Origin of the sequence: Pseudozobellia thermophila (assembly GCF_900141855.1) — a bacterium.
Lineage (GTDB): Bacteria > Bacteroidota > Bacteroidia > Flavobacteriales > Flavobacteriaceae > Pseudozobellia > Pseudozobellia thermophila.
Map to the genome: position 1 here is coordinate 489,988 of NZ_FQYU01000002.1, position 20,141 is coordinate 510,128.

Here is a 20,141-nt window from a genome sequence, read left to right on the forward strand (position 1 = left end):
TAAGGAAATACGTTTACTCGGATGCTTCGGCTTCCTTGGCCTTCAAAACGACCGTTTTCATTCCCGTAAGCGGAATGGTCCCTTCCTGGCCTTGGTCGGTATAGCTTGCCGTAATCACCATTACCTTGTCGTCTTTGCTGGGTTGCGGCACAATGCTTCCGGAAGCCGGAAGTGATTCGGTCTTTTTGCCCGTATCGGCCAAAGACATGATGTAGGCAACGATCTGCCTCGTCTCATCCGGGGTAATGTTCGGGTGCGCAGGCATGACCACCTCGCCCCAAACACCGCCACCACCGGCAACGATTTTCTTTTGTAGGTACGATTGGGCCTTCTTGACGTTTTTATACTTTTCGGCAACGGACTTGTAATCGGGCCCTATGGACGAACTGGCCTCCTTATGGCAGGTTTTACAGTCCATTCCCTGTGTCAAGGCCTTGCCCATAACAGCCGCGGAAACCTGTTGGTGGCCCAAGGACATATTCTGTTCGTCAAAGCTTTCCAAGTAATCGACCGAAACAAAAATATTCTTTGGGTCGATCTCGTCGCCATCGGCATCGGTGGCCTTGACCTCATAGGCCACGGGCACCCCTTTCTCAAAGACCTCCGGGTTACCTTTTAGGGAAATGGCCACCTCGGGCCTTGAATTTCCGGCAACCACGGAAATGACATCACTCGTTACGGCATCGCCTTGGGCGTCCTTCACTTCGACATAGACCCGGAACTGACCGGCCGTATCGAAGGTATGGCTGATCTCGGCCTCTGTGCTTTCCTTACTTGTATCACCCAAATGCCAAACATAAGAAATGGCATCGTTCTCGCGATCGTGTGCCTCTACTTTGGCAGTAACCGTAAGCGGCAATTTTCCCGAGGTATGGTCGACCACCAAATTATCGATTACCGGTGGGCGGTTACCTCCGTTGTACTCGATATAACTTAAAGCCGAATTGTCGTTCTGGGTAAACCAACCGCTTCCATATTCCAACAAATAAACCCTTCCGTTCGGTCCCATTTCCATATCGATCAGGTTGTTCAACTTGATATCGGAAGCAAAGGGTTCCATTTTATAGAGGGTTCCGTCCTCAAAGAAGGAAACGGCCTTCATCCATCCGCGCATCCAATCGTAGATAAGGGTCTTGCCGTCAAAATAATCGGGAAGCCCGCCTCCGTTTGGATACATATCGGAATAATAGGTCGGCCCGGCCATGGCATTTCTACCGCCCGTACCTACTTCCGGAAATTCGGTCGAGGCCACATAGGGATAATAGATATAGGCAGGTTGGGCCGGGGGAAGCTCCCTGAGTCCCGTGTTGTTCTTGGAGTCGTTGATGGGCTTTTGCGGATCAAAGGTGATACCGCTTTCACCGGTTGCGTAATCATAATCAACATAAGGCTTGTTGTCCGCAATAAACAAGGGCCAACCAAAGTTACCGGCTTTCGTGGTCCGGTTCATTTCGTCGTAACCCTTGGGCCCGCGTGTTTTAAACTGGTCTTTTCTCGCGTCCGGACCGACCTCGCCCCAATACAGGGTGCTGTTTTTGGGGTCGACCGAAATGCGATAGGGGTTTCTGTGGCCCATGGTATAGATTTCCGGCCTGGTTTTCTCCGTTCCTACCGGAAAGAGGTTGCCTTCGGGAATGTCGTAACTACCGTCTTCATTAACCTTTATGCGAAGGATCTTCCCCCGTAAATCGTTGGTGTTGCCCGAAGACCTGCGCGCGTCGTACTGCTGTCGCCCCGGAAGGTCGTTCAAGGGGGCATACCCGTTGTTTACGTACTTGGCTCCCTTTTCGTTGAAGGGAGTGGAGTTGTCGCCCGTGGAGAGGTACAACAACTTATCGGGGCCAAAGGCTATGGAGCCGCCGGTATGGCAGCAAATTTCTCGTTGCGAATCGACTTCGAGGATCACCTGTTCCGATGCCAGATCGAAAACACCGTCCCTATACTTAAAACGGGATAGGCGGTTCACCCATTTATCCCCCGTAGGGGCATAGTAGAGATAAATCCAGTGGTTGGTGGCAAAATCGGGGTCTTTTTGGAGTCCCATCAAGCCTTCCTCGGCGTTGACACCGGGCGTATTGAGCGTCTTGTAATAAACGTCCAGCGAGGCTACCTCCTTAAGTTCTTGTGTAGCATCGCTATACAGGAGCACTTGTCCCCTTCGCTGGGCGATCAACACGTCGTTATTGGGCAAAACCGCCATTTCGGTAGGTTCAAAAAACTCGCCCACGCTTAACTGTTTTTTTGTAAAGCGGTCGACATCGGGCGGTATTTGTGTTGTGGCCTTTGAGTAGTCCAAAACCTCGTTTTTTCCAATGGCGTATTGAATGCCCCCTAGCAAATGCTTTAGGAACAAAGGTTCGGAATAACTTTCCGAAGTGTGGCCCGCTCCCGTATAGAAGGCCCGTCCGCCGTCGAATTCGTGATACCAGGCAAAGGGATGGTAATCGCCGTTCTTGCCCCCTTCATATGAAGACTCGTCAACGGTCATCACCACGTTTACGTCTGGATTCAACTTTTTAAAGTTGTAAATTTCATCGCTTCTGTGCCAAACCGAATCGGTAAAGTGTTGGGTGGCGATAAAGTTTCGGTCCTTTATCTTAAAATCGGCCTCGGGGGTACCTGCCGGATGGTCTAAGAATTGGGCTCCTACCAATTTCGTATACCAGCCCCAGTCATATTCGGTATCGGTTGCCGCATGGACCCCCACAAAGCCGCCACCCGCCTGGATATATCTTTCGAATGCCGCTTCTTGCCTATGGTCAAGAACGTTCATCGTGGTGCTGAGAAAGATGATGGCCGAATACTGTTTGAGGTTCTCATCGTTGAAGAGTTCGGCATTCTTTGTGGTATCTACCGCAAACCCATGCTCCAATCCCAATTTTTGAATTGCTGCAATTCCGTCGGGAATAGAGGCGTGTTTGTAGCCCATGGTTTTAGAAAAGACCAAAACTTTGGGTTTCCCCTCCCTTTTGTTTCCACAACTAAATAGAAGCAGACCCACTATCGCCATTAAGGCAACTGTCATTTTTCTCATGTATCGTTTGATTTGAATAATGGTTGAACAGAAGCGCCAAAAATAGGAATTCAGGGTCTAAACCGCCAAAATTTTTAAAGTAAAACTGTATTTTTAATCCCATATTAAGAATTTATCAATAGATGGAGGAGGTTACCGAATATTATTTTAAGAATAGCGAGGAATGGCGTACTTGGCTAGAGGCCCATTTTCACCAAGAGAAAGGCATCTACCTGATATTTTATGCCGTTGACCACCCAAAGGAAAGCATGCGATGGGAAGAGGCCGTAAGGGTTTCACTGTGTTACGGGTGGATCGACAGTACCGTAAAGAGTCTGGGGGACGGAAAGCGGCGCCAATACTTCTGTCGTAGGAAGCCCAAAAGCACATGGAGCAAACGCAATAAGGAGCACATTAGGTCGCTCAAGGCCGAGGGCCTAATGCACCATAGTGGACTTGCCTCCATAAAAACGGCCAAGAAAAACGGTTCGTGGGATGCCATGGACCAAGTGGAAAAGGGAATACTGCCCGTTGACCTGCGCAAGGAATTTGAACAAAACCCCGACGCTTATGCCAATTTCAAAAAATTCACCTTCGGGCAAAGGAAAAGTTACCTCTATTGGCTTCATCAAGCCAAACGTGAAGGAACGCGCCAAAAGCGAATTGCCGAAATCATCCGGTTAAGTTCGCTCAACATCAAATCGAGAAACCCCTATTTAACCTAAAGTACCCGTCCAAAGCCTACCGGAACTTTTCCGGACCGTCCAGCGATGGTCATTTGATTTAAAATTTTGGGTTAGCCTTAACAGATATAAGGCCACTGCACTCATTAAATTTTTTATTTTTAGGCCCCAAAACTAAGTCCACCTCGAAATGCACAAACAAATCCTCTTCCTTTTGGCCCTATTGTTAACGGTACAGCTCAGCGCGCAGGAACGTGGCGACAAGCACCTTGGTTCTTGGCATATGTATTTCGGTACCAATAAAATTTCGGACCGGCTCAGCCTACATACCGAGGCCCAGCTCCGGTATTACGAAAATGGCAAAAACTTCAACCAGCTATTGCTGCGCACGGGCCTCAACTACCATATAGCCGGCAACGCCATAGCCACCCTGGGCTACGGGCACATTACCACCGACGGTACCTTTGAGGATTTTGAAGGGGAGACCGACACAAGGGAACATCGCATTTTCGAGCAGTTTATCTTAAAAAACAAGGTCTGGGAACTGAACTTTGAACACCGTTACCGGCTTGAACAGCGTTTTATAGATTTCGGCGACCGAAAAGATACCCAACACCGGGCCCGGTACCGCATTCAGGTCACCTTGCCACTTACCGATATCTTTTTTCTTAACTTTTATGATGAAATCTTTCTGAACCTGCAAGACGAAGTATTTGGCCAAAACCGGCTGTACGGTGCGATAGGCGTGAACATCACCGACAATTTAAGCACCCAGATAGGCTACCTTAAGAATCATTTTCCCTCGGCAAATTTCGACCGATTGCAGATAGGAGTTTTCTACAATCCCGACCTGAGAAATTTGTTTAAGGGAAACAGGGAAAAAAGTTAGGTTCTACCCTACTTTCTTTTTTTAGTGGGCCAAACAACTAGAATTTAATCTATCTATAAGTATCTTTACTCTAAAATTTCAACATTCATCTAAATACCGAGTACAACATGAAGAAAATTACATTTATCGCTGTCGGACTCTTGCTCATAGGCTCTTTCAGTTGTAAGGAAACAAAAAAGAACCCATCCGAGGGTAGCGCAACGGAAACTACCGAGATGGCAGAACAATTTGCTTTGGTAAAAGATTCGACCAAGGTAAGCTTTACGGCCTATAAGACTACCGGAAAAGTACCTGTTGGAGGAGAATTTAAGGAAATCAACATATCAAATGACAAAAAAGGGGCCACTCCCCTTGAAACCCTCGACGGGGTAGCCTTCAGCATACCTGTCAGCAGCCTCTTTACCAATGACGCCACAGGAACCAGGGATCCCAAGATCCTCGAGTTCTTTTTTGGCGTGATGAAAGACACCGAGTTGATATCCGGGGTTTTTAAAGTAGGCGAAGGCGATGCCTGTTCCATCGATGTGACCTTGAACGGGGAGACCTCCAACATACCCTTGACCCACAAGATGGTTTCGGAGACCAAACTATCCTTTGACGGTACCATGGAGCTTGAAAACTGGAAGGCCCTCGATGCCGTGGCGTCGATCAACAAGGCATGTGAAGCCCTACACACCGGGGAAGACGGCGTAAGCAAAACCTGGAGCGAGGTAGCCGTGCATGCCGAGGTTCTTTTGGAAAAAACCGAATAAGCTTCGATAAAAAATTCTTTATAAGTTTATTGGCCTATCCCTATCTGGGATAGGCTTTTTTTTGGGGTGGATTTTTAACCCAAAAGAAAAAGATGATGCCCCCTTCGACAAAGTCCCTTGCCCAGTCTTCCCATTCCCGTTAACTTCAGGTATAACGCTAAAAACTTAGATCTTATGAAGTACGCAAAATTGATCCTTATTTCCACTTTTCTATTTTCGATAGCGTCCTGTAAGGATGTCAAGCGGAATAGTGACAAAACCAAGGAGCCCATAAACAAGGAGAACGACCAGGAAAAGAGCGAAGCGAACGAAACCGACAACAACACGGGACACGCCGACATGGCCCTCTTGCTGAAAGGCACCAGCGACAGCGATGTGAAGGGCCGGGTATGGTTTACCGAAGCAGACGGCAAGGTAGAAATGAAGGTCGTGCTCAGCGGTTTGACGCAAGGCCCCCATGCCATTCACCTTCACGAAAATGCCGACTGCTCGGCCCCTGACGGGAAATCCGCGGGCGGACATTGGAACCCCACCGAGGAGCCACATGGCCAATGGGGCGACGAAAATGGATACCACAAGGGAGACATAGGCAATTTTACCGCCGATTCCGAAGGGCATGCCTCCCTCGACTTTAGCACCGACCAATGGTGTTTGGACTGTGACGATGAAAAAAAGAACATTATTGGAAAGGCGGTTATCGTCCATGAAGGAATCGATGATTACACCTCGCAACCCAGTGGCAATGCAGGGGAAAGAGTAGCTTGCTCGGCAATCGCCCGATAGCCCGGTCCATTGAAAAACGGTCGCCTTCTGTTCCAGCGGGCCCAACATACCTAACGGATTTTAATTCTCGGAAGGAGGACACATAGGCCCCATTCCGAACATCTAAAAAGCGGGACAAGGACTTCAAAGGTTCGGGTCAATGGGCATACGGGGCCAAGACCGGCCCGCAATCGAGGGAAGATCCCGGAAAACAGGTGTAACAGACGCAAGCGATCTTCAAAAGGCCTCCTTAATGGTAAAATAAAAGTTTCCTCCCTCGCCTGACATCCCGTAATCGGCCCGAATACGCACACCATCCCTTTTGTTGATGATATAGCGTAGGCCCACTCCCCCCGCCATCTTGAACGAAGACGAAACACTCTTGGCCAAATCGGGTGCGACCGTTCCGGTCGAGCCAAAGGCCGCCGCCCCGAACCTACCGGCTATCGGAAAGCGGTATTCCAAGGCAAAACTGAGTTCGGCGTTGTCTTGGAACCTCCGGTTGTTGATTCCCCTCGAACGTTTCGAACCCAGGTAGTACAGGTCGTAAAAGGGGGTATTCTTGGTACTATGGCCCAAAAAGCCATTCGTCGCCAAGACTTGTTTATCGCCTAATTTTAAGTAGTAACGGGCATCGATCTCAAACTTCGAATAGCCGAAGGTTGCGCCCAAAAGTTTTGAGGAAGTAAAAAAATTACCTTGCACATAAACCCCTTTCGTCGGAAAAAATCGATTGTCCCTCGTATCGTAGAAGGCCCGAACCCCTATGTTCGAAATGGTCCCATCCGTTTTACCCGGTACATTGGAAGCTTCCAATACCCCGCCCTCCTTAATTTTTAAACTTCCGAAACGATCTAGTTCGTACCCCAAGCCTACGTAAAAATCGGGGAAGACTTCGCGAAGCAGGGACAGCCTGACCCTTGGAAAGGTTACCTCGTAGGTCTCCTCGTTTTCTTCGGGGGATTCAATACCCAGGCCATAAAAATTGTAGAAATATTTGTAATACCCTATCTCCCCCAAAAACCGCCATCTTTCCCCGTCGCGATAAAACTCAAACGGGGCATAGACCAACAGCTGGCTTTTTGTCGTATAGCTCACGCCCAATTGAATCGACGAGGGCCGGGTCGTTCGACCTTCGTCCTTAAGCCAAAAGGTAGCTATCCCCAAACCGCCGAAACCAAAGGCCGTTTCCGGTGTATAAAAGGCTACGGGAAAGGCGGCTATTTTTAAATTCTTATGGAGCGAATCTTTCTTGACCTTACTCTCATCCTGCCCTTGCAAAAAGTGGGACAACAGTACTAGAAAAATTAGGCAAATACTTTTTCCCGATCGATTTATGGTGCAGATAAGAGACTTTCCGGTCATTAAAGACTGTTATTAGGGTGAACAAGGCAAATAAAGCCCTAATAAGCACAACCGGTGTACCCTATGCATAAAATTCTTGCCCTAATGCCTCCCTTGGAACGATTTGCAAGGGTGGGCGGCCAATGCTTGGCCCCTTCCACAGTTCACGTTGATAACGGGGAACACGATATAATACATATAAGATCTGGGCTTTTCTTGGGCATGTACAATACATCCATGCCTACTTGGTGACACAGGAAATTTTGGATAAAACCAAAGCCCTTACAAGGGCCCCGATGCAATGGACCGAAGCAAACAACCGGAATAAACGTTTGGTCCAGGGGCGTGAACGTCGGGATATTTAGCGGGTTCAAAACCCGGCACATAGGCACAAATTGACAAGTCAAAATAGGGCGTACCAATCTTGGGAGACCGCAAAAAAAATCCTTATAAGCCTTTGCTACCGACCCGTGAATGCAAAAAATGGACACAATAAAGACACTCTTGAGTCCGGTCTAATTAAAACAAAGACCCAAATCCATTTATAAACCGTCTATGCGGTTTATCAGCGAAGAAAAAATCAATCAACCCTTCAGTTGACTTGACAAATCAAAAGTTCTATTTTTTTGCTTTAAGAACTTTACGAAGACCTTTTCGGGCGTATAGCACTTTCAAACACAACAACAACATGAAAGTAAGCCATACTGCAAAAAGAACGTACTCCATAAGACTACTAATTTAGGGAACTATTAAGGTTTAAGTTTGGCAAACCCAATAAAAATCAATACCCTATAAGTGGTAAAGATCTTTTTTGGAGTATAAACATAATAAAGATCATTGTAATTTCCTACACAAAAGTTAAAAATTTCATAATCCCCTTTGTAGATCAAAAAGAAAAATTTTAGATGGACGCACAAATTTACCCGGCTATTTAAGTTTGTCATCAAACTCCTTAACCCATTTTGTAGTATTTTGGCTCTCTAAAAAATGTAGTTTATGAACCCTTCCGCTCCTGGATGGATCGATAAATTCGGTTCGCTTGTCGACAATGACCAAAACTACCATACCGACTACGAAGTACTTTATGCCACCCTTAAGCATATGGGCTTTGTTTACGGTATAAATACCTATACACCCGATTTTACGATGTCGGAACTTGACCTATCGGAAGACGAAAAGGCCAAGATCAATTTATTGACGGCCCTCTATGGTACTTTTACCTTGGAATTGGGCCGCAAGGATTTCCCGTTGTTTTTACAAACGGTCTTTAAGTTCTATCAGGATCTAGAAGTGGGAAACGGCTCCTTGTTCAACAGGATCCTGTCGGGGACCAAAACCTCGGCCCAACTCGAAAAACTAATAAACAGTAGGGTATACCTGGAAGACAACCCCATCAGCAAGACCTTTAGCAGCTTTATCACCAACTCCCTGCTATTTATAGATGTCCTCCTCTTCAGAAGGTACACCAAAAACCCAAAAAACATTAGGGAGCACGCCAAACGCCTCGAATACTTGACCATAAACATTACCTACCACGCGCTCAACTCAAAGAAAAAGAACAAAAGCGATGAGCGATTGGCCCAACTTTTTGCGTCATCATTGACCTTTATTGATAGCCAGGCCAACAAATTCGACGGCCTGTATCGCGACCACCTACTTAAAAACGAATCGATTTGGGAAAACCGCTACTTCCTTGATATTGCCTGCTTGACCGTTTGGGAAGATCAATCGCTGGAGTACCGTGAATCGGAGTTTATCTGTGCCCTAGGAAGGGATTTGGGTTTCGATGAAACGCACATAAAAAAATCGATTCGCGAAGTTCAAGATTTCTTCAGCGCCCACATGCAGGCCGTTCCTTTCTTAAAGGACACCAACTTGGCCCTGCAACTGCACGATAGCATGTCGAAAATAGTCAACAAGCTTATATTGAGAAACAGCAAACGCCTGCAGAAGGAATTGACAGAAAGCAAGGAGCTGGTGTTTCTCATTTCAAAGGCGACGGTAAAGGACCTTACCCCGGAGGAAAGAAAAAAAGTACAGAACCAACTTATCGATATCTTTAAGAGCATACCCTCCCTGGCCATATTTATGCTGCCGGGCGGTGCGGTCTTACTACCTCTTTTTATCAAATTGATCCCGAAGCTTCTGCCTTCGTCTTTTGATGAAAATCGAATCGAAAAATAGGGCCATTTTACCCGATTGAACACTATAAGAAATATCTATATAAAAATACAATTTACTATATTTCAATTATTTAAACATATTTACTCCAACCATAACTTAAAGTCTTTTACACGCTCCCTGCTCACGATAATATCTTGCCCCGAAAAGCGGTTCAACTTGACCTGAAGGCGCGAATTGGTATACGAGACAATGTCTTTTATATGATTGATATTGATGTAGAATTTACGACTGGCCCGAAAAAAATACCGGGGATCCAATTCGCTCTCCAAATGCTCAAGGGTAGTATCCAAAAGGTAATTTCTTCCTTCGGAGGTGGCCGCATAGGTACCCTTGTTCTCACTGTAAAAACATTCAACATCCTCGGCATTGATAATTTTGAGGTGTTGCCCCACCCTGGCCGTAAACCTCTTTTTGTACTCCCGCTCCAAAGGGTTGACCAGAAGCTTTTTGATATCATCGAAATCCAAGGCCATTTTTTGGGGCCTGGGCACCAAGGATCGATATTTGGTAACCGCCGCTTGCAGCTCCTCCTCATCAATGGGCTTCAACAGATAATCTATACTATTCAACTTGAAAGCCTGAAGGGCGTATTCGTCATAGGCCGTAGTAAATATTATGGCACTGCGCACCTCGATTTGCTCAAAAATCTCAAAGGAAAGTCCGTCCGACAATTGAATATCCAAAAAGATAAGGTCGGGATGCCCATTGTTACCGAACCATTCGATGGATTCCCTAACCGAATGAAGCAAGGTAGTGACCTCTACACCCATGCCCGCCAACAATCTAGACAACCTTCTTGCCGATGGTTTTTCGTCCTCTATGATCAGGGTCTTCATTTTTCTAGGCGGTTTATCGGTTCGTTCGTTAAGCGAATATACCCCTTCAACCATTCCATTGCAGTCCCGCTCCCCATTTTTTAAAAATTTCCGTAAGTGTTTTCAAACATAACCTATTTTCTATTGGTCCCGGTATTTTTCCGCTTCGCGCCTGTCCTCCTCCATAAACTTTCGGATTTGGCGCTCTTCCCACTCCTTACCAAAAATCGGGCTCAACGAGAACACCTTCAAGGCATGAAAGGCGAGCCCCAGGCCCCAGAAAAAGGGCGTAACCAGTATCCCAAGATTAAAAAAGGCCTCCGCGAACGACTCCCCTTCGTTCATCCTCACGACCACCGACACCACCATAATAAACAAATTGACCACCACATACACGGCGGAATGTATATAGAAGCCCTTTAACTCTTCCACCCTCTTTTTGGCCCTGGCCTTTTTATCGTTCTGTTCCGTTACCATAGCACCACTTATTATTCCCATCGATTAAAGCGCTCCTCTTCCTGCATAAACTCCTTAATCTTGCGCTCTTCCCAGTTTCTCCCGAAGAAGGGGTTTTTCCCAAAGGCCTTTACCCCCTGAAAAACCAAGCCTATTCCCCAGCCCATCGCCGCCCACAGGAACCAAGGGTAACTCCATCGATCGATATAATAGTTGAGACCGGCCAAAAAGCCAATGAAGACCACATAGGACAGCAAGCTCATGTAAAACTTTTTTACCTCTTGAACACGCTCCTTGGCCCGTAGGTACTTACTTTCTTTTTCAATATTTTCCATAATTTCCAGTATCCGTTATTTGTTTCCCCAAATTTCCATAAAACCGGGTGCTCCACCCAATCTTGATTCCCCAACTGTCGAATTCGCGGGATGAACCGGCCTCACCACCCCCAAGGTATTCAAAAACTATCGTCCTCCATATACTCCCTCATCTTTTTCTCTTCCCACTTCTTTCCCCACAAAGGATTGAACCCAAAGGCCATCATTCCGTGCATGGTCACGCCAAAACCCCAACCAAACAAAGGAAACAAGGCCCAAGGAAAGGAAGTTGTCTTAAAATTGAGAAAAACCAAGAACGGAACGACGATCACGTAGGCCAAAAGGTTCCCGTAGAAGGCCTTGATGTTCTCTACCCGCTCCTTGGCCTTTTCGTATCGCTTATGGTCAATATAATCCTGTTGTTTTCCCATTACCGAAACCTGCCGGGTCAGTATCGGAAGGCGAACCCTGAATTCGGTCGCCGATCGTTCGATAACCAAGGTCTTATTGGTCAATACGGCATAACGCTGCTTAATGTTCTGAAGGCCAACACCCGTACTTCGCCTCACTACATGCCTTTCTTGAAGGTTGTTGGCCACCACCAACATTCCATTCTCCTTATAAACCCTTATGACCAAGGGCCTGTCGGAAGTTACCATATTATGCTTTACCGCGTTTTCGAGCAACAGCTGCAGGGAAAGGGGCACTATTTTCTCCTCTTCCTCCCCTATATCGTCAGGAATTTCAAAAACGATACTGTCCTCAAACCTCATCTTCAACAACTCCACATAAGTCTTGGCAAAACGAAGCTCTTCGGCGACCGAAACCAAGTCTTTATTTTTTTGTTCAAGTACATATCGATAAACCTTTGAAAGCGAAGTTGTAAATTTTTGCGCTTGGCGCGGATTTTCCTCGATCAAGCTCGTTAAAACATTTAAGCTGTTAAACAGGAAATGGGGGTCTAATTGGTTCTTTAGCGCATCGAATTGGGCCGACGCCGTACCCGCTATGATCTTTTGTTCCTTGACCTTGGTCTCTTGGCGATATTTGTAGTAATAAAAACCGTAGAATGCGGCCAGCACCACAACCGAAATAAGAAGGGAATAGTAATAATGCCCTATACCTTCGTTACCCAGAAAATCGGGTACCGATTGACCGTACAAGCCCACCATAAGAATCGCCCTCGCAACGAATATCCCGAACAACGAGGCTACCAGGTTACCGCCCAACCCCAAGGCCAGTCGCCTAAAAGACCTAAAATTACTACCGAACCTACCCTGTAAAAAACGCCAGGTATGGATATTGACCAAGTAAAGGACGATGGAGAACAACATGTTCTCGTAATATTCCCTCCATGCCTCGTAAAAACGAAACCCCGTATTAAACCTACCTGTTAGGTAAAAGGCCGTAAGAATCACAAAATAAATTATCGTACCTATCAACAAGGCCCTGCCAATATCCTTTATAAACTGTTGCATATTCATCGTTATAAGACCCAAACACCCTTGACTTTTTACCAGCAATGCCCGCCATCGCCTAAAGTTAGCAAAAGTTAAGCGACAACCGGGCGAAGGAGCGAGACCCCGAAGGTTACACCTTCACCTAGATGCTATGTATTACCCGACGAATATCGCCATGAAACGATTTCTTTCCAATAAAGAGGTTCCGACTTGTCAATAATCCCTCCCCAATTGTTTTATCGTACACCCCGAAAAAAACAATTCGCTTTTTGGCTATATTCGTATACTTTCAAAAAAAGAGCACCCATGAAACCCTCCATTGTTAAGACCCTGTTTCTAGTACTTACCATCGGCCTTTTCCCTGATACGTGGGCCCAACAAGCGTACAAAGACCAATTTGCCCACACCTTCTCCATTGTCGCCCGCGACAAAAACACAGGCGATATGGCCGTTGGTGTGCAAAGCCATTGGTTTTCGGTTGGCACCTCTGTTGCCTGGGGAAAATCGGGCGTAGGGGTCGTAGCCACACAATCCTTTATCAATCCCGCATACGGCCCCCAAGGGCTGAAACTCATGGAAGAAGGAAAAAGTGCCGGCGAAGCCCTAAGGATTTTGGTCGCCAATGACGAAGGAAAAGACTTCAGGCAGGTGGGTTTTCTCGATGCCTACGGAAACGCCGCTAGCCATACGGGTAAGAACTGCGTGCAATCGGCCGGTCACTACATAGGCGACAACTTTGCCGTACAGGCCAATATGATGCTCAACGACGGCGTGGTACCTGCCATGGTAGAGGCCTTCGAGAGCAATGGCCATCTTCCATTGGCCGAACGTGTCGTTCAGGTGCTTTTGGCCGCACAAAAGGCGGGAGGCGATATACGCGGCAGACAGTCGGCCGCCTTGTTGGTTGTAAACGCAAAACCGGTCGAGCATATCTGGCAAGACAAAAAGGTGGATCTACGGGTAGACGACAGTCCCACACCCGTCGCAGAACTAGAACGGCTTTTAAAGGTACACCGGGCCTATGAACACATGAACAAAGGCGATTTGGCAATCGAGGCCAACGATATGGATACCGCATTAAGGGAATACGGGGCCGCGGAAAAAATGTTTCCCGAGAACCTTGAAATGAAGTATTGGACGGCCATTGCCCTTGCCAACAACCAAAGGCTGGATGAAGCCTTGCCCATCTTCAAAACCGTTTTCTCAAAAGACCCCAATTGGAAAACCTTGACAAAACGCCTTCCCAAATCGGGTCTGTTGACCGTTTCGGAAGGCGATTTAAAAAAGATCTTAAGTCTTTGAATTTATTCTAGGACAAGGTAAACCCGGGAAGCTTGATAATCTCCCCTCCCTTTAAGGCCGACTCATGGGCCAAAATGCCCACACAGGTAATATTGGCCGACTGCCGTGCATTGGGATAAGGGGATTTGCCCTGTACCAAAGCATCTACAAAGGCATGGACCAAATGGGGGTGCGAGCCCCCATGCCCGGCCCCTTGGGTAAACGACAAGTGCTGGTTTTCATCGGTATCGTAAACCCCCTGGGTGGTAAAAGGCTGTATCTCCTTGGGCAATAGCTTTGCAAAATCGGGACTATCAACCTCTTCCGGTATTTCCGGTTCGGGTTTCTTGGCCGTATGCACCACCAAAGGCCTTCCTTCGATCAAGGGCCATTCCACAGACTTTTTTGAACCATAAACCTCAAAGCTCTCACGGTATTGACGGGCCACATCGAACAACGAACGGTAGACCTGGGCACTCAAGTCGGAATCCTTAAACTTGATATGCGTGGTCTCTACGGCAAACGGCGAGTTGTAGTGGCCTATCAATTCTTCCCGAATGGTTCCCGAACCAAAACAGGAAACATATTCGGCCTGCCCCCGGGTCAAGGCCAGGACCGGCCCTACGCAATGGGTGGCATAGTGCATGGGCGGCAAGCCCGGCCAGTAGTTCGGCCAACCGTCCATGTCTTGTTGGTGACTGGCCTTTAAAAACTGCACCTTGCCCAATTCGCCATTATCATACAGTTCTTTCATATACAGAAACTCCCGGGCATAGACCACGGTTTCCATCATCATATAGGTCAGCCCCGTTTCTTCGGTAAGCCTTACAATTTCGCGACACTCATCGACCGTCGTGGCCATGGGAACCGTACAAGCTACATGCTTGCCCGCCTTTAAGGCCCTGATCGACTGAATGCCGTGGTCGGGAATAGGTGTATTGATATGAACCGCGTCGATCTCGGGATCCTTCAAAAGCTCATCGTAATCGGTATACCTTTTATCGATACCAAAGGCATCCGCCAAATCGTTTAACTTTTTTTCGTTTCGTTGCGAGATCGCAATAAGATTGGCATTGGGATGCTTCTGGTAAATCGGGATAAATTCCGCCCCGAATCCCAGTCCTACAATGGCCACGTTTATTTTCTTTGTTTCCATTTATCTAACTTTTGAATGTTTCCTTTAAAAATTTTATTCCTTCCCTGGCGAATTCGTCTTGACTATCGGCCAAGTTTTTCCAGATACAGACCGCACCGGCGAGTTCCTGTATTTCGGGGGTAAAACTTTCAATAACGATATCCCCTGTATAATTTATATCCTTTAAACCTTGATGAAAATCGTCCCATGGGGTCAGACCCGTCCCGGGTATCCCCCTATGGTTTTCCGACACCTGGACATGGATCAATTTATCGCCCACCGTATGGATCGCCTCCCTAATATTTTCCTCCTCAATGGTCATATGAAAACCATCAAGCAAAACTTTGGCATTAGGCTCGTTTATATCATCAATCAGGCACCTTACGTCTTCTGCCGTATTTATTAAATCGGACTCGAAACGGTTCAGGGGTTCCAAGGCAATGGATTGGCCAAAACCCTTGGCCAGGGCACAGACCTTTCTCAGGTTTTTGACCGCGAGCTCCCATTCGGCCCGGCGTTGTTCGTCGGGTACCATTCTTGCCTTACCGACCGACGAATACATAGGGCCTGCTAAAAAATCAACACCCAGGGCGGCACAAAGCTCAAAACACTTTTCCACGTAATCGAAACAATTCTTGTGCAGTTGGACATCGTCACTGGTCAGGTCTTTGGTAGGGCCGAACACCCCGCACACCGAAGCCGATAGACCATTTTTGGCCAATGCGTCCTTTACCACTTTAGCATCGATAAGCTTTGGGTCCTCGACAGGAATTTCGACCAAATCGAAGCCCAAGGCTTTTATTTTGGGAAAAAGGGATACCGATTCATTAGTAAAGGGAGACTGCCACAACCAGGTACTCACCCCAAGTTTTATGGAATTCAACATAATATATTCAGTTTCTGGTCAATTATTATTTAGCGGGAACGACTTTCATAACCCCTTGCATGATGCGCCAGTGCCCTGGAAAAGTGCACAGAAAGGGATACTCGCCCGGTTCCATAGGCGCCGTAAAACTTAGGGTAACGCCCTCTTCGGGATTTACAATGGCAGTCGCAAAAAGGACTTCCGGTATTTCCGGGACATAGTTCATTTCGGGTCCCATGGGATCAACGGCCAACCTATCGGCCTCCGCCCCTACTTTTTCCTTTTGTCCCTTTTGTACGATGACCAGGTTGTGCTGCATAAAATCGGTGTTCGAAAAAACAATGGTCACCTTTTTTCCCGCTTCGACAACAAATTCGGAAACATCGAATTTCATTTCATTGGTCACCGTTCCAATATTGATTACGGATCCGGACCCTGCTTCATCGGCAGATGCACCCACACCAGTGGTACCTACCCTGTCTATATAATTTTCCACAAAGGTCTCCGCCAGCCTGGCTCCCTCCAAAACCTTTTTATTACCCTCACCCCGCAAAGGCTTTGTCCTATACTCCATATGATGCCTTTTAAATTCACCTATAAAGCCATCGATATGCTTTGACGCCGCCACATAAACGGCTTGGGACAGCCATTTGTCTTCTTGCACGGCCTTATCTTGACTGAGCGAATAAAGGGCCTCACCTATTTCCTTAGAAGGACTTCGTTGCGAAAAATACAACAAGGCCTCCAATTGGACCGACGGATCCCTGTCATTCAGCACTCCCGCCAGCTTTAGGGCCCCATCGGCCCCATTGCTTTTTGGAAGGATCTGTATGGCGGCCTTGCGCACCGGGGCCGCAGGGTGAAACAAAGCCCCCCTGACCACGGCAGCGGCATTCTTATCGCCTTGCACCGCCCCCAGGCCATCAATCGTCCACAAGGCATGTAAGGCAGCGGCATTCTGCCCAAGACGGTCTACCGCATTGTTGTTGACCAGCTTATAGAGATCGTTAAGAACGTCGTCGTTACCCCGTTCCACCAATAGACGTTGGGCGGTCATACGCCAAAACATATTGGTATGTCCCAGGGCATGCACCAGTGCATCGGGGTCGTCTATATCAAGTTCGAAAATGTCGGGATTGTCGTATTCCTTGGGGACCACCCTCCATATACGCCCGTGCGATTTGTCGCGCAATGGATTGACGTAGGCATTTCCCGGTCCGTTTTCCGCATTAAAACCACCGCGTTCCACCTTGGGAGTAGGATTGTGCTGAACGATGAAGTTATACCAGTCGGCCACCCAAACCACCCCATCGGGACCTACCTTTGCCTCAACAGGCGAAACCCATTCATCGGCCCCCGCAAAGAGGTTTCCACCATCCTTTTCAACATATCCAGCACCGTCTTTTTCGATTTGGGCGATATGTACCAGTCCCCCGGTCGGTTCGCATACGAAGGCCGTTTTGTTCCAATACCGGCTTGGATACGTTCGGGCGGTATAGAAATGGTGGCCGGCCGCAGCGGTAAATCCGCCAAAAACATCGACCTGCCTGTAGTTCGGGGTAATGGGCTGCATGTCGTAATGTCCGTCTATTTTTAAGCTTCCTTGGATCTCAACCCCTTCTATATGGGCAAAATTATTGTTCGGAATGCCCAAAAACACACTATGGGTATTATTGGCCGTAGAAGCGAAAATGGAATTATCCTCGGTAAACCCTAGGCCCCAGGTATTGTTGCTGGTACTGGTCAAAAATTCAAAGTCGCCGTACCCCTTATCGAACCGGTAGATACCTTGCCTGAACTTAAAGTCCTTACCGAAAATTTTTCCTTCGAAACCCGAGTAACCCAGCACCCCGTATATGTGGTTATCAATACCGTATTGCAGGTTTGAGGGACCAGCGTGCGTATCGAAAGTCCCCCAACCATCAATGATGGTTTCCCTCACATCGGCCCTATCGTCGCCATCCGTATCTTTCAGGAACAAAAAAACAGGGGCTTGGGAAACGATGATGCCACCGTTGACAAAGGCAAAACTTGTGGGTATGTTCAAATTTTCGGCAAAAACGGTAACCTTATCGGCCTTCCCATCGCCATCGGTATCTTCCAATATCTTCACCTTGTCGTCCCCGACCCCTTGATCATTGCGCACGGTATTGGGATAATCTACGGTTTCAATGACCCATAGCCGCCCCTTTTCGTCCCAGTTCATGGCTATCGGATTGATTATGTCGGGCTCCGAGGCAAATAGCTCCAACTTGAAACCGGCGGGTACCTGGATCAACTTGGCCGATTCTTCGGGCGAGAGTGGAAATTGATATTTGGGGGCAGGGTCGCGTTTCTCGTAGTTGGGAATATTCGGCACCTCCTTATAGGTCAACTCGGGCATGTCTTTCATAAAAGCCTCCCAGTTTTTTTTCACATGATCCGAAACCGCCCATAATATGCCTTTTTCGATCAGGTTATGGAAATTGGGGTTGCGCCAAGTTCTTTCATCATGGCCATAGGCCGTATAAAAAACCTTGCCAGCGCCAAAATTCTTCACCCATGTCCACGGTTCCCTATGCGCTCCCTCTACCCGTTCCATCAAAACCGTTATATCGTCGGCCATCTTATCATGGACATAGGTTTCGTCCCATGTAGAAAACGCCTCGACCCCTTGCATTGCAGGATGGTCGTTCGCCACAATATCGGCGGTAAAGGTTCCCGTTTCGTGCGTCATAAACTGCCCCCCGACCAGATCGATATAAGCGGGGGAGTTTTTAAAACAGAAGCTTGCCGAGTGAACGGGAATAAAGGCATGTCCTTCGGATACATAATCAAGAAGTGCTTTTTCTTGCTTAGGGGAAATTTGTTCATGATTGGCATAAACCATTAACCCATCGTATTTAGAAAGGTTTGCCTTATTGATATCGTTTTGATTTTCGGTATAGGTGATATTGATCCCATCCTTGGCCAAGGCCGAAGCCAAGATCGGGAAATAGGCCCTGGAGTTGTGGTGTTCCTGCGAATGACCCAAAAACAAAATCTCGATGCGACGGGGTTCATCATCCAAGTGTTCCGCAAGTTGTTTTTCTTCGGGGCCACAGGCCATAATCAAGAACAAAAAGAGCAGTGGGCAGCCGGTTGATAAGTTGAGTTTCATAAGACCTTTGATTTTCAGCATTCAATGATAAGAATAATCCACATCAAAAAATCACTCTGAAATATCACATACTGACTGTTTTATATCATAATTCAACTTCTTAATTAATATATTTGATATATAAGTGCTTAAATTTTCAAGAATAGACCTTTAAAAAAACCTTACGAAAGTGAAGACCGCACTTCAAAAATCACCTATTCCAGAATCGAGGGCCTACGTCGCCAAACTTTTGAACGACCCCATTTTCGACCCTCATTGGCATTTTCATTCAGAGTACCAAATATTCCTAGTCTTAAAGGGAAACGGCACCCGCTTTATCGGGGATAGCGTAAAACCGTTCAAGGTAGGCGACATCACCTTTACAGGGCCCAACCTGCCCCATCTCTGGAGAAGCGACCAAGAACAGGGGGAAACCGAGAACAGTCCCTGGGCACAAGGAGTCGTCATTTACTTCAAGGAAGATTTTTTGGGAAACAATTTCCTACATACCGATGAGGCCATTCGATTGCGAAGGGTGTTTCGCAAAAGTTTAAGGGGAATGGAATTTACCGGGGACACGGCCAAGAAGCTCAAAAAAATGATTATGCAATTGGTTGGTCTCGAAGGGCTCGATGGCATCCTGCACTTGCTTAAAATTCTGAACTGTATCAGCCATACCGACAACTATCACCTTTTGGCGAGTTCGGGCTATACCAACACCCTACGGGAAGCGGATACCGAAAGAATGTACAAGGTCTATTCGTATGTAATGAAAAACTTTAAGAACAAACTGGCCATTTCAGACCTCGCCGAGATGACCAATATGACCCCTACTTCCTTCAGCAGGTATTTTAAGGTACACGCCAATAAGTCGTTCACCCAATTCGTCAGTGAAATACGGATCGGCCACGCCTGTAAACTGCTCATCGAACAAAAGAAAAATGTATCTACCGCCTGTTACGAAAGCGGCTTTCAGACCCTTTCCAACTTCAATCGCCAGTTTAAGGCCATCACCAACAGAACGCCCTTGGCCTACAAAAAGGAATACGGCAGATAGGGCCACGGGCCAA

At 47.2% G+C, this 20,141-nt stretch carries 16 protein-coding genes; 7 read left to right on the forward strand and 9 right to left on the reverse strand.

Annotation, left to right across the window (positions count from 1 at the left end):
- Nucleotides 1–13 precede the first annotated feature (13 nt).
- A complete protein-coding gene (locus BUB37_RS07565; RefSeq protein ID WP_244526758.1) occupies nt 14–2,929 on the reverse strand; it encodes a ThuA domain-containing protein in 2,916 nt (971 codons plus the stop codon).
- Between the two features lie 227 nt (nt 2,930–3,156).
- Between BUB37_RS07565 and BUB37_RS07570 the strand changes: the two genes are divergently transcribed.
- From BUB37_RS07570 to BUB37_RS07585, 4 genes are all read left to right on the forward strand, one after another.
- The gene (locus BUB37_RS07570) at nt 3,157–3,738 is read left to right on the forward strand and encodes a YdeI/OmpD-associated family protein (protein ID WP_072991235.1); all 582 of its coding nucleotides are present in this window, start codon (nt 3,157–3,159) and stop codon (nt 3,736–3,738) included.
- 148 nt (nt 3,739–3,886) lie between these two features.
- A complete protein-coding gene (locus BUB37_RS07575; RefSeq protein WP_072991238.1) occupies nt 3,887–4,585 on the forward strand; it encodes a DUF2490 domain-containing protein in 699 nt (232 codons plus the stop codon).
- Between the two features lie 107 nt (nt 4,586–4,692).
- Nucleotides 4,693–5,337: a hypothetical protein gene (locus tag BUB37_RS07580; RefSeq protein WP_072991241.1), complete on the forward strand. Its 645-nt coding sequence runs from the start codon at nt 4,693–4,695 to the stop codon at nt 5,335–5,337.
- A 174-nt stretch (nt 5,338–5,511) separates the two neighbouring features.
- Nucleotides 5,512–6,120 (forward strand): superoxide dismutase family protein, encoded by a 609-nt coding sequence (locus BUB37_RS07585; protein ID WP_072991244.1) that lies wholly within the window; start codon nt 5,512–5,514, stop codon nt 6,118–6,120.
- 216 nt (nt 6,121–6,336) lie between these two features.
- Here the strand turns inward: BUB37_RS07585 and BUB37_RS07590 are convergent, their stop codons facing one another.
- The gene (locus tag BUB37_RS07590) at nt 6,337–7,464 is read right to left on the reverse strand and encodes a BamA/TamA family outer membrane protein (protein ID WP_072991247.1); all 1,128 of its coding nucleotides are present in this window, start codon (nt 7,462–7,464) and stop codon (nt 6,337–6,339) included.
- Nucleotides 7,465–8,439: 975 nt separating this feature from the next.
- Between BUB37_RS07590 and BUB37_RS07595 the strand changes: the two genes are divergently transcribed.
- Nucleotides 8,440–9,627 carry an LETM1-related biofilm-associated protein gene (locus BUB37_RS07595; protein WP_072991250.1) on the forward strand — a complete coding sequence of 396 codons (1,188 nt, stop codon included), beginning with the start codon at nt 8,440–8,442 and terminating at the stop codon, nt 9,625–9,627.
- Between the two features lie 80 nt (nt 9,628–9,707).
- On the opposite strand, the gene BUB37_RS07600 is transcribed toward BUB37_RS07595, so the two are convergent.
- The 4 genes from BUB37_RS07600 to BUB37_RS07615 form a co-directional block, all read right to left on the reverse strand.
- Nucleotides 9,708–10,463, reverse strand: a complete 756-nt coding sequence (locus tag BUB37_RS07600) for a LytR/AlgR family response regulator transcription factor (protein WP_072992638.1) — start codon at nt 10,461–10,463, stop codon at nt 9,708–9,710.
- Between the two features lie 120 nt (nt 10,464–10,583).
- The gene (locus tag BUB37_RS07605; protein ID WP_244526760.1) at nt 10,584–10,940 is read right to left on the reverse strand and encodes a 2TM domain-containing protein; all 357 of its coding nucleotides are present in this window, start codon (nt 10,938–10,940) and stop codon (nt 10,584–10,586) included.
- Complete coding sequence (locus BUB37_RS07610; RefSeq protein WP_072991253.1) at nt 10,931–11,233, reverse strand: 2TM domain-containing protein; 303 nt, start codon at nt 11,231–11,233, stop codon at nt 10,931–10,933. The genes BUB37_RS07605 and BUB37_RS07610 overlap by 10 nt, the downstream gene beginning before the upstream one ends.
- Before the next feature lie 119 nt (nt 11,234–11,352).
- On the reverse strand, nt 11,353–12,690 hold the full coding sequence (locus BUB37_RS07615) for a 2TM domain-containing protein (protein ID WP_072992643.1): 1,338 nt from the start codon (nt 12,688–12,690) through the stop codon (nt 11,353–11,355).
- 288 nt (nt 12,691–12,978) lie between these two features.
- Between BUB37_RS07615 and BUB37_RS07620 the strand changes: the two genes are divergently transcribed.
- A complete protein-coding gene (locus tag BUB37_RS07620; RefSeq protein ID WP_072991256.1) occupies nt 12,979–13,974 on the forward strand; it encodes a DUF1028 domain-containing protein in 996 nt (331 codons plus the stop codon).
- A 7-nt stretch (nt 13,975–13,981) separates the two neighbouring features.
- On the opposite strand, the gene BUB37_RS07625 is transcribed toward BUB37_RS07620, so the two are convergent.
- Genes BUB37_RS07625 through BUB37_RS07635 form a run of 3 tightly spaced genes read right to left on the reverse strand, consistent with a single transcriptional unit; the run spans nt 13,982 to nt 19,092 of the window.
- Entirely contained in the window at nt 13,982–15,109 is a 1,128-nt protein-coding gene (locus tag BUB37_RS07625) for a Gfo/Idh/MocA family oxidoreductase (RefSeq protein WP_072991259.1), read from the reverse strand.
- Between the two features lie 4 nt (nt 15,110–15,113).
- Entirely contained in the window at nt 15,114–15,974 is an 861-nt protein-coding gene (locus tag BUB37_RS07630) for a sugar phosphate isomerase/epimerase family protein (RefSeq protein ID WP_072991262.1), read from the reverse strand.
- Between the two features lie 25 nt (nt 15,975–15,999).
- Entirely contained in the window at nt 16,000–19,092 is a 3,093-nt protein-coding gene (locus BUB37_RS07635) for a PVC-type heme-binding CxxCH protein (RefSeq protein ID WP_072992647.1), read from the reverse strand.
- A gap of 169 nt (nt 19,093–19,261) precedes the next feature.
- Here BUB37_RS07635 and BUB37_RS07640 point away from each other — a divergent pair, with 169 nt between their 5' ends.
- On the forward strand, nt 19,262–20,128 hold the full coding sequence (locus tag BUB37_RS07640) for an AraC family transcriptional regulator (protein WP_072991265.1): 867 nt from the start codon (nt 19,262–19,264) through the stop codon (nt 20,126–20,128).
- Nucleotides 20,129–20,141 lie beyond the last annotated feature (13 nt).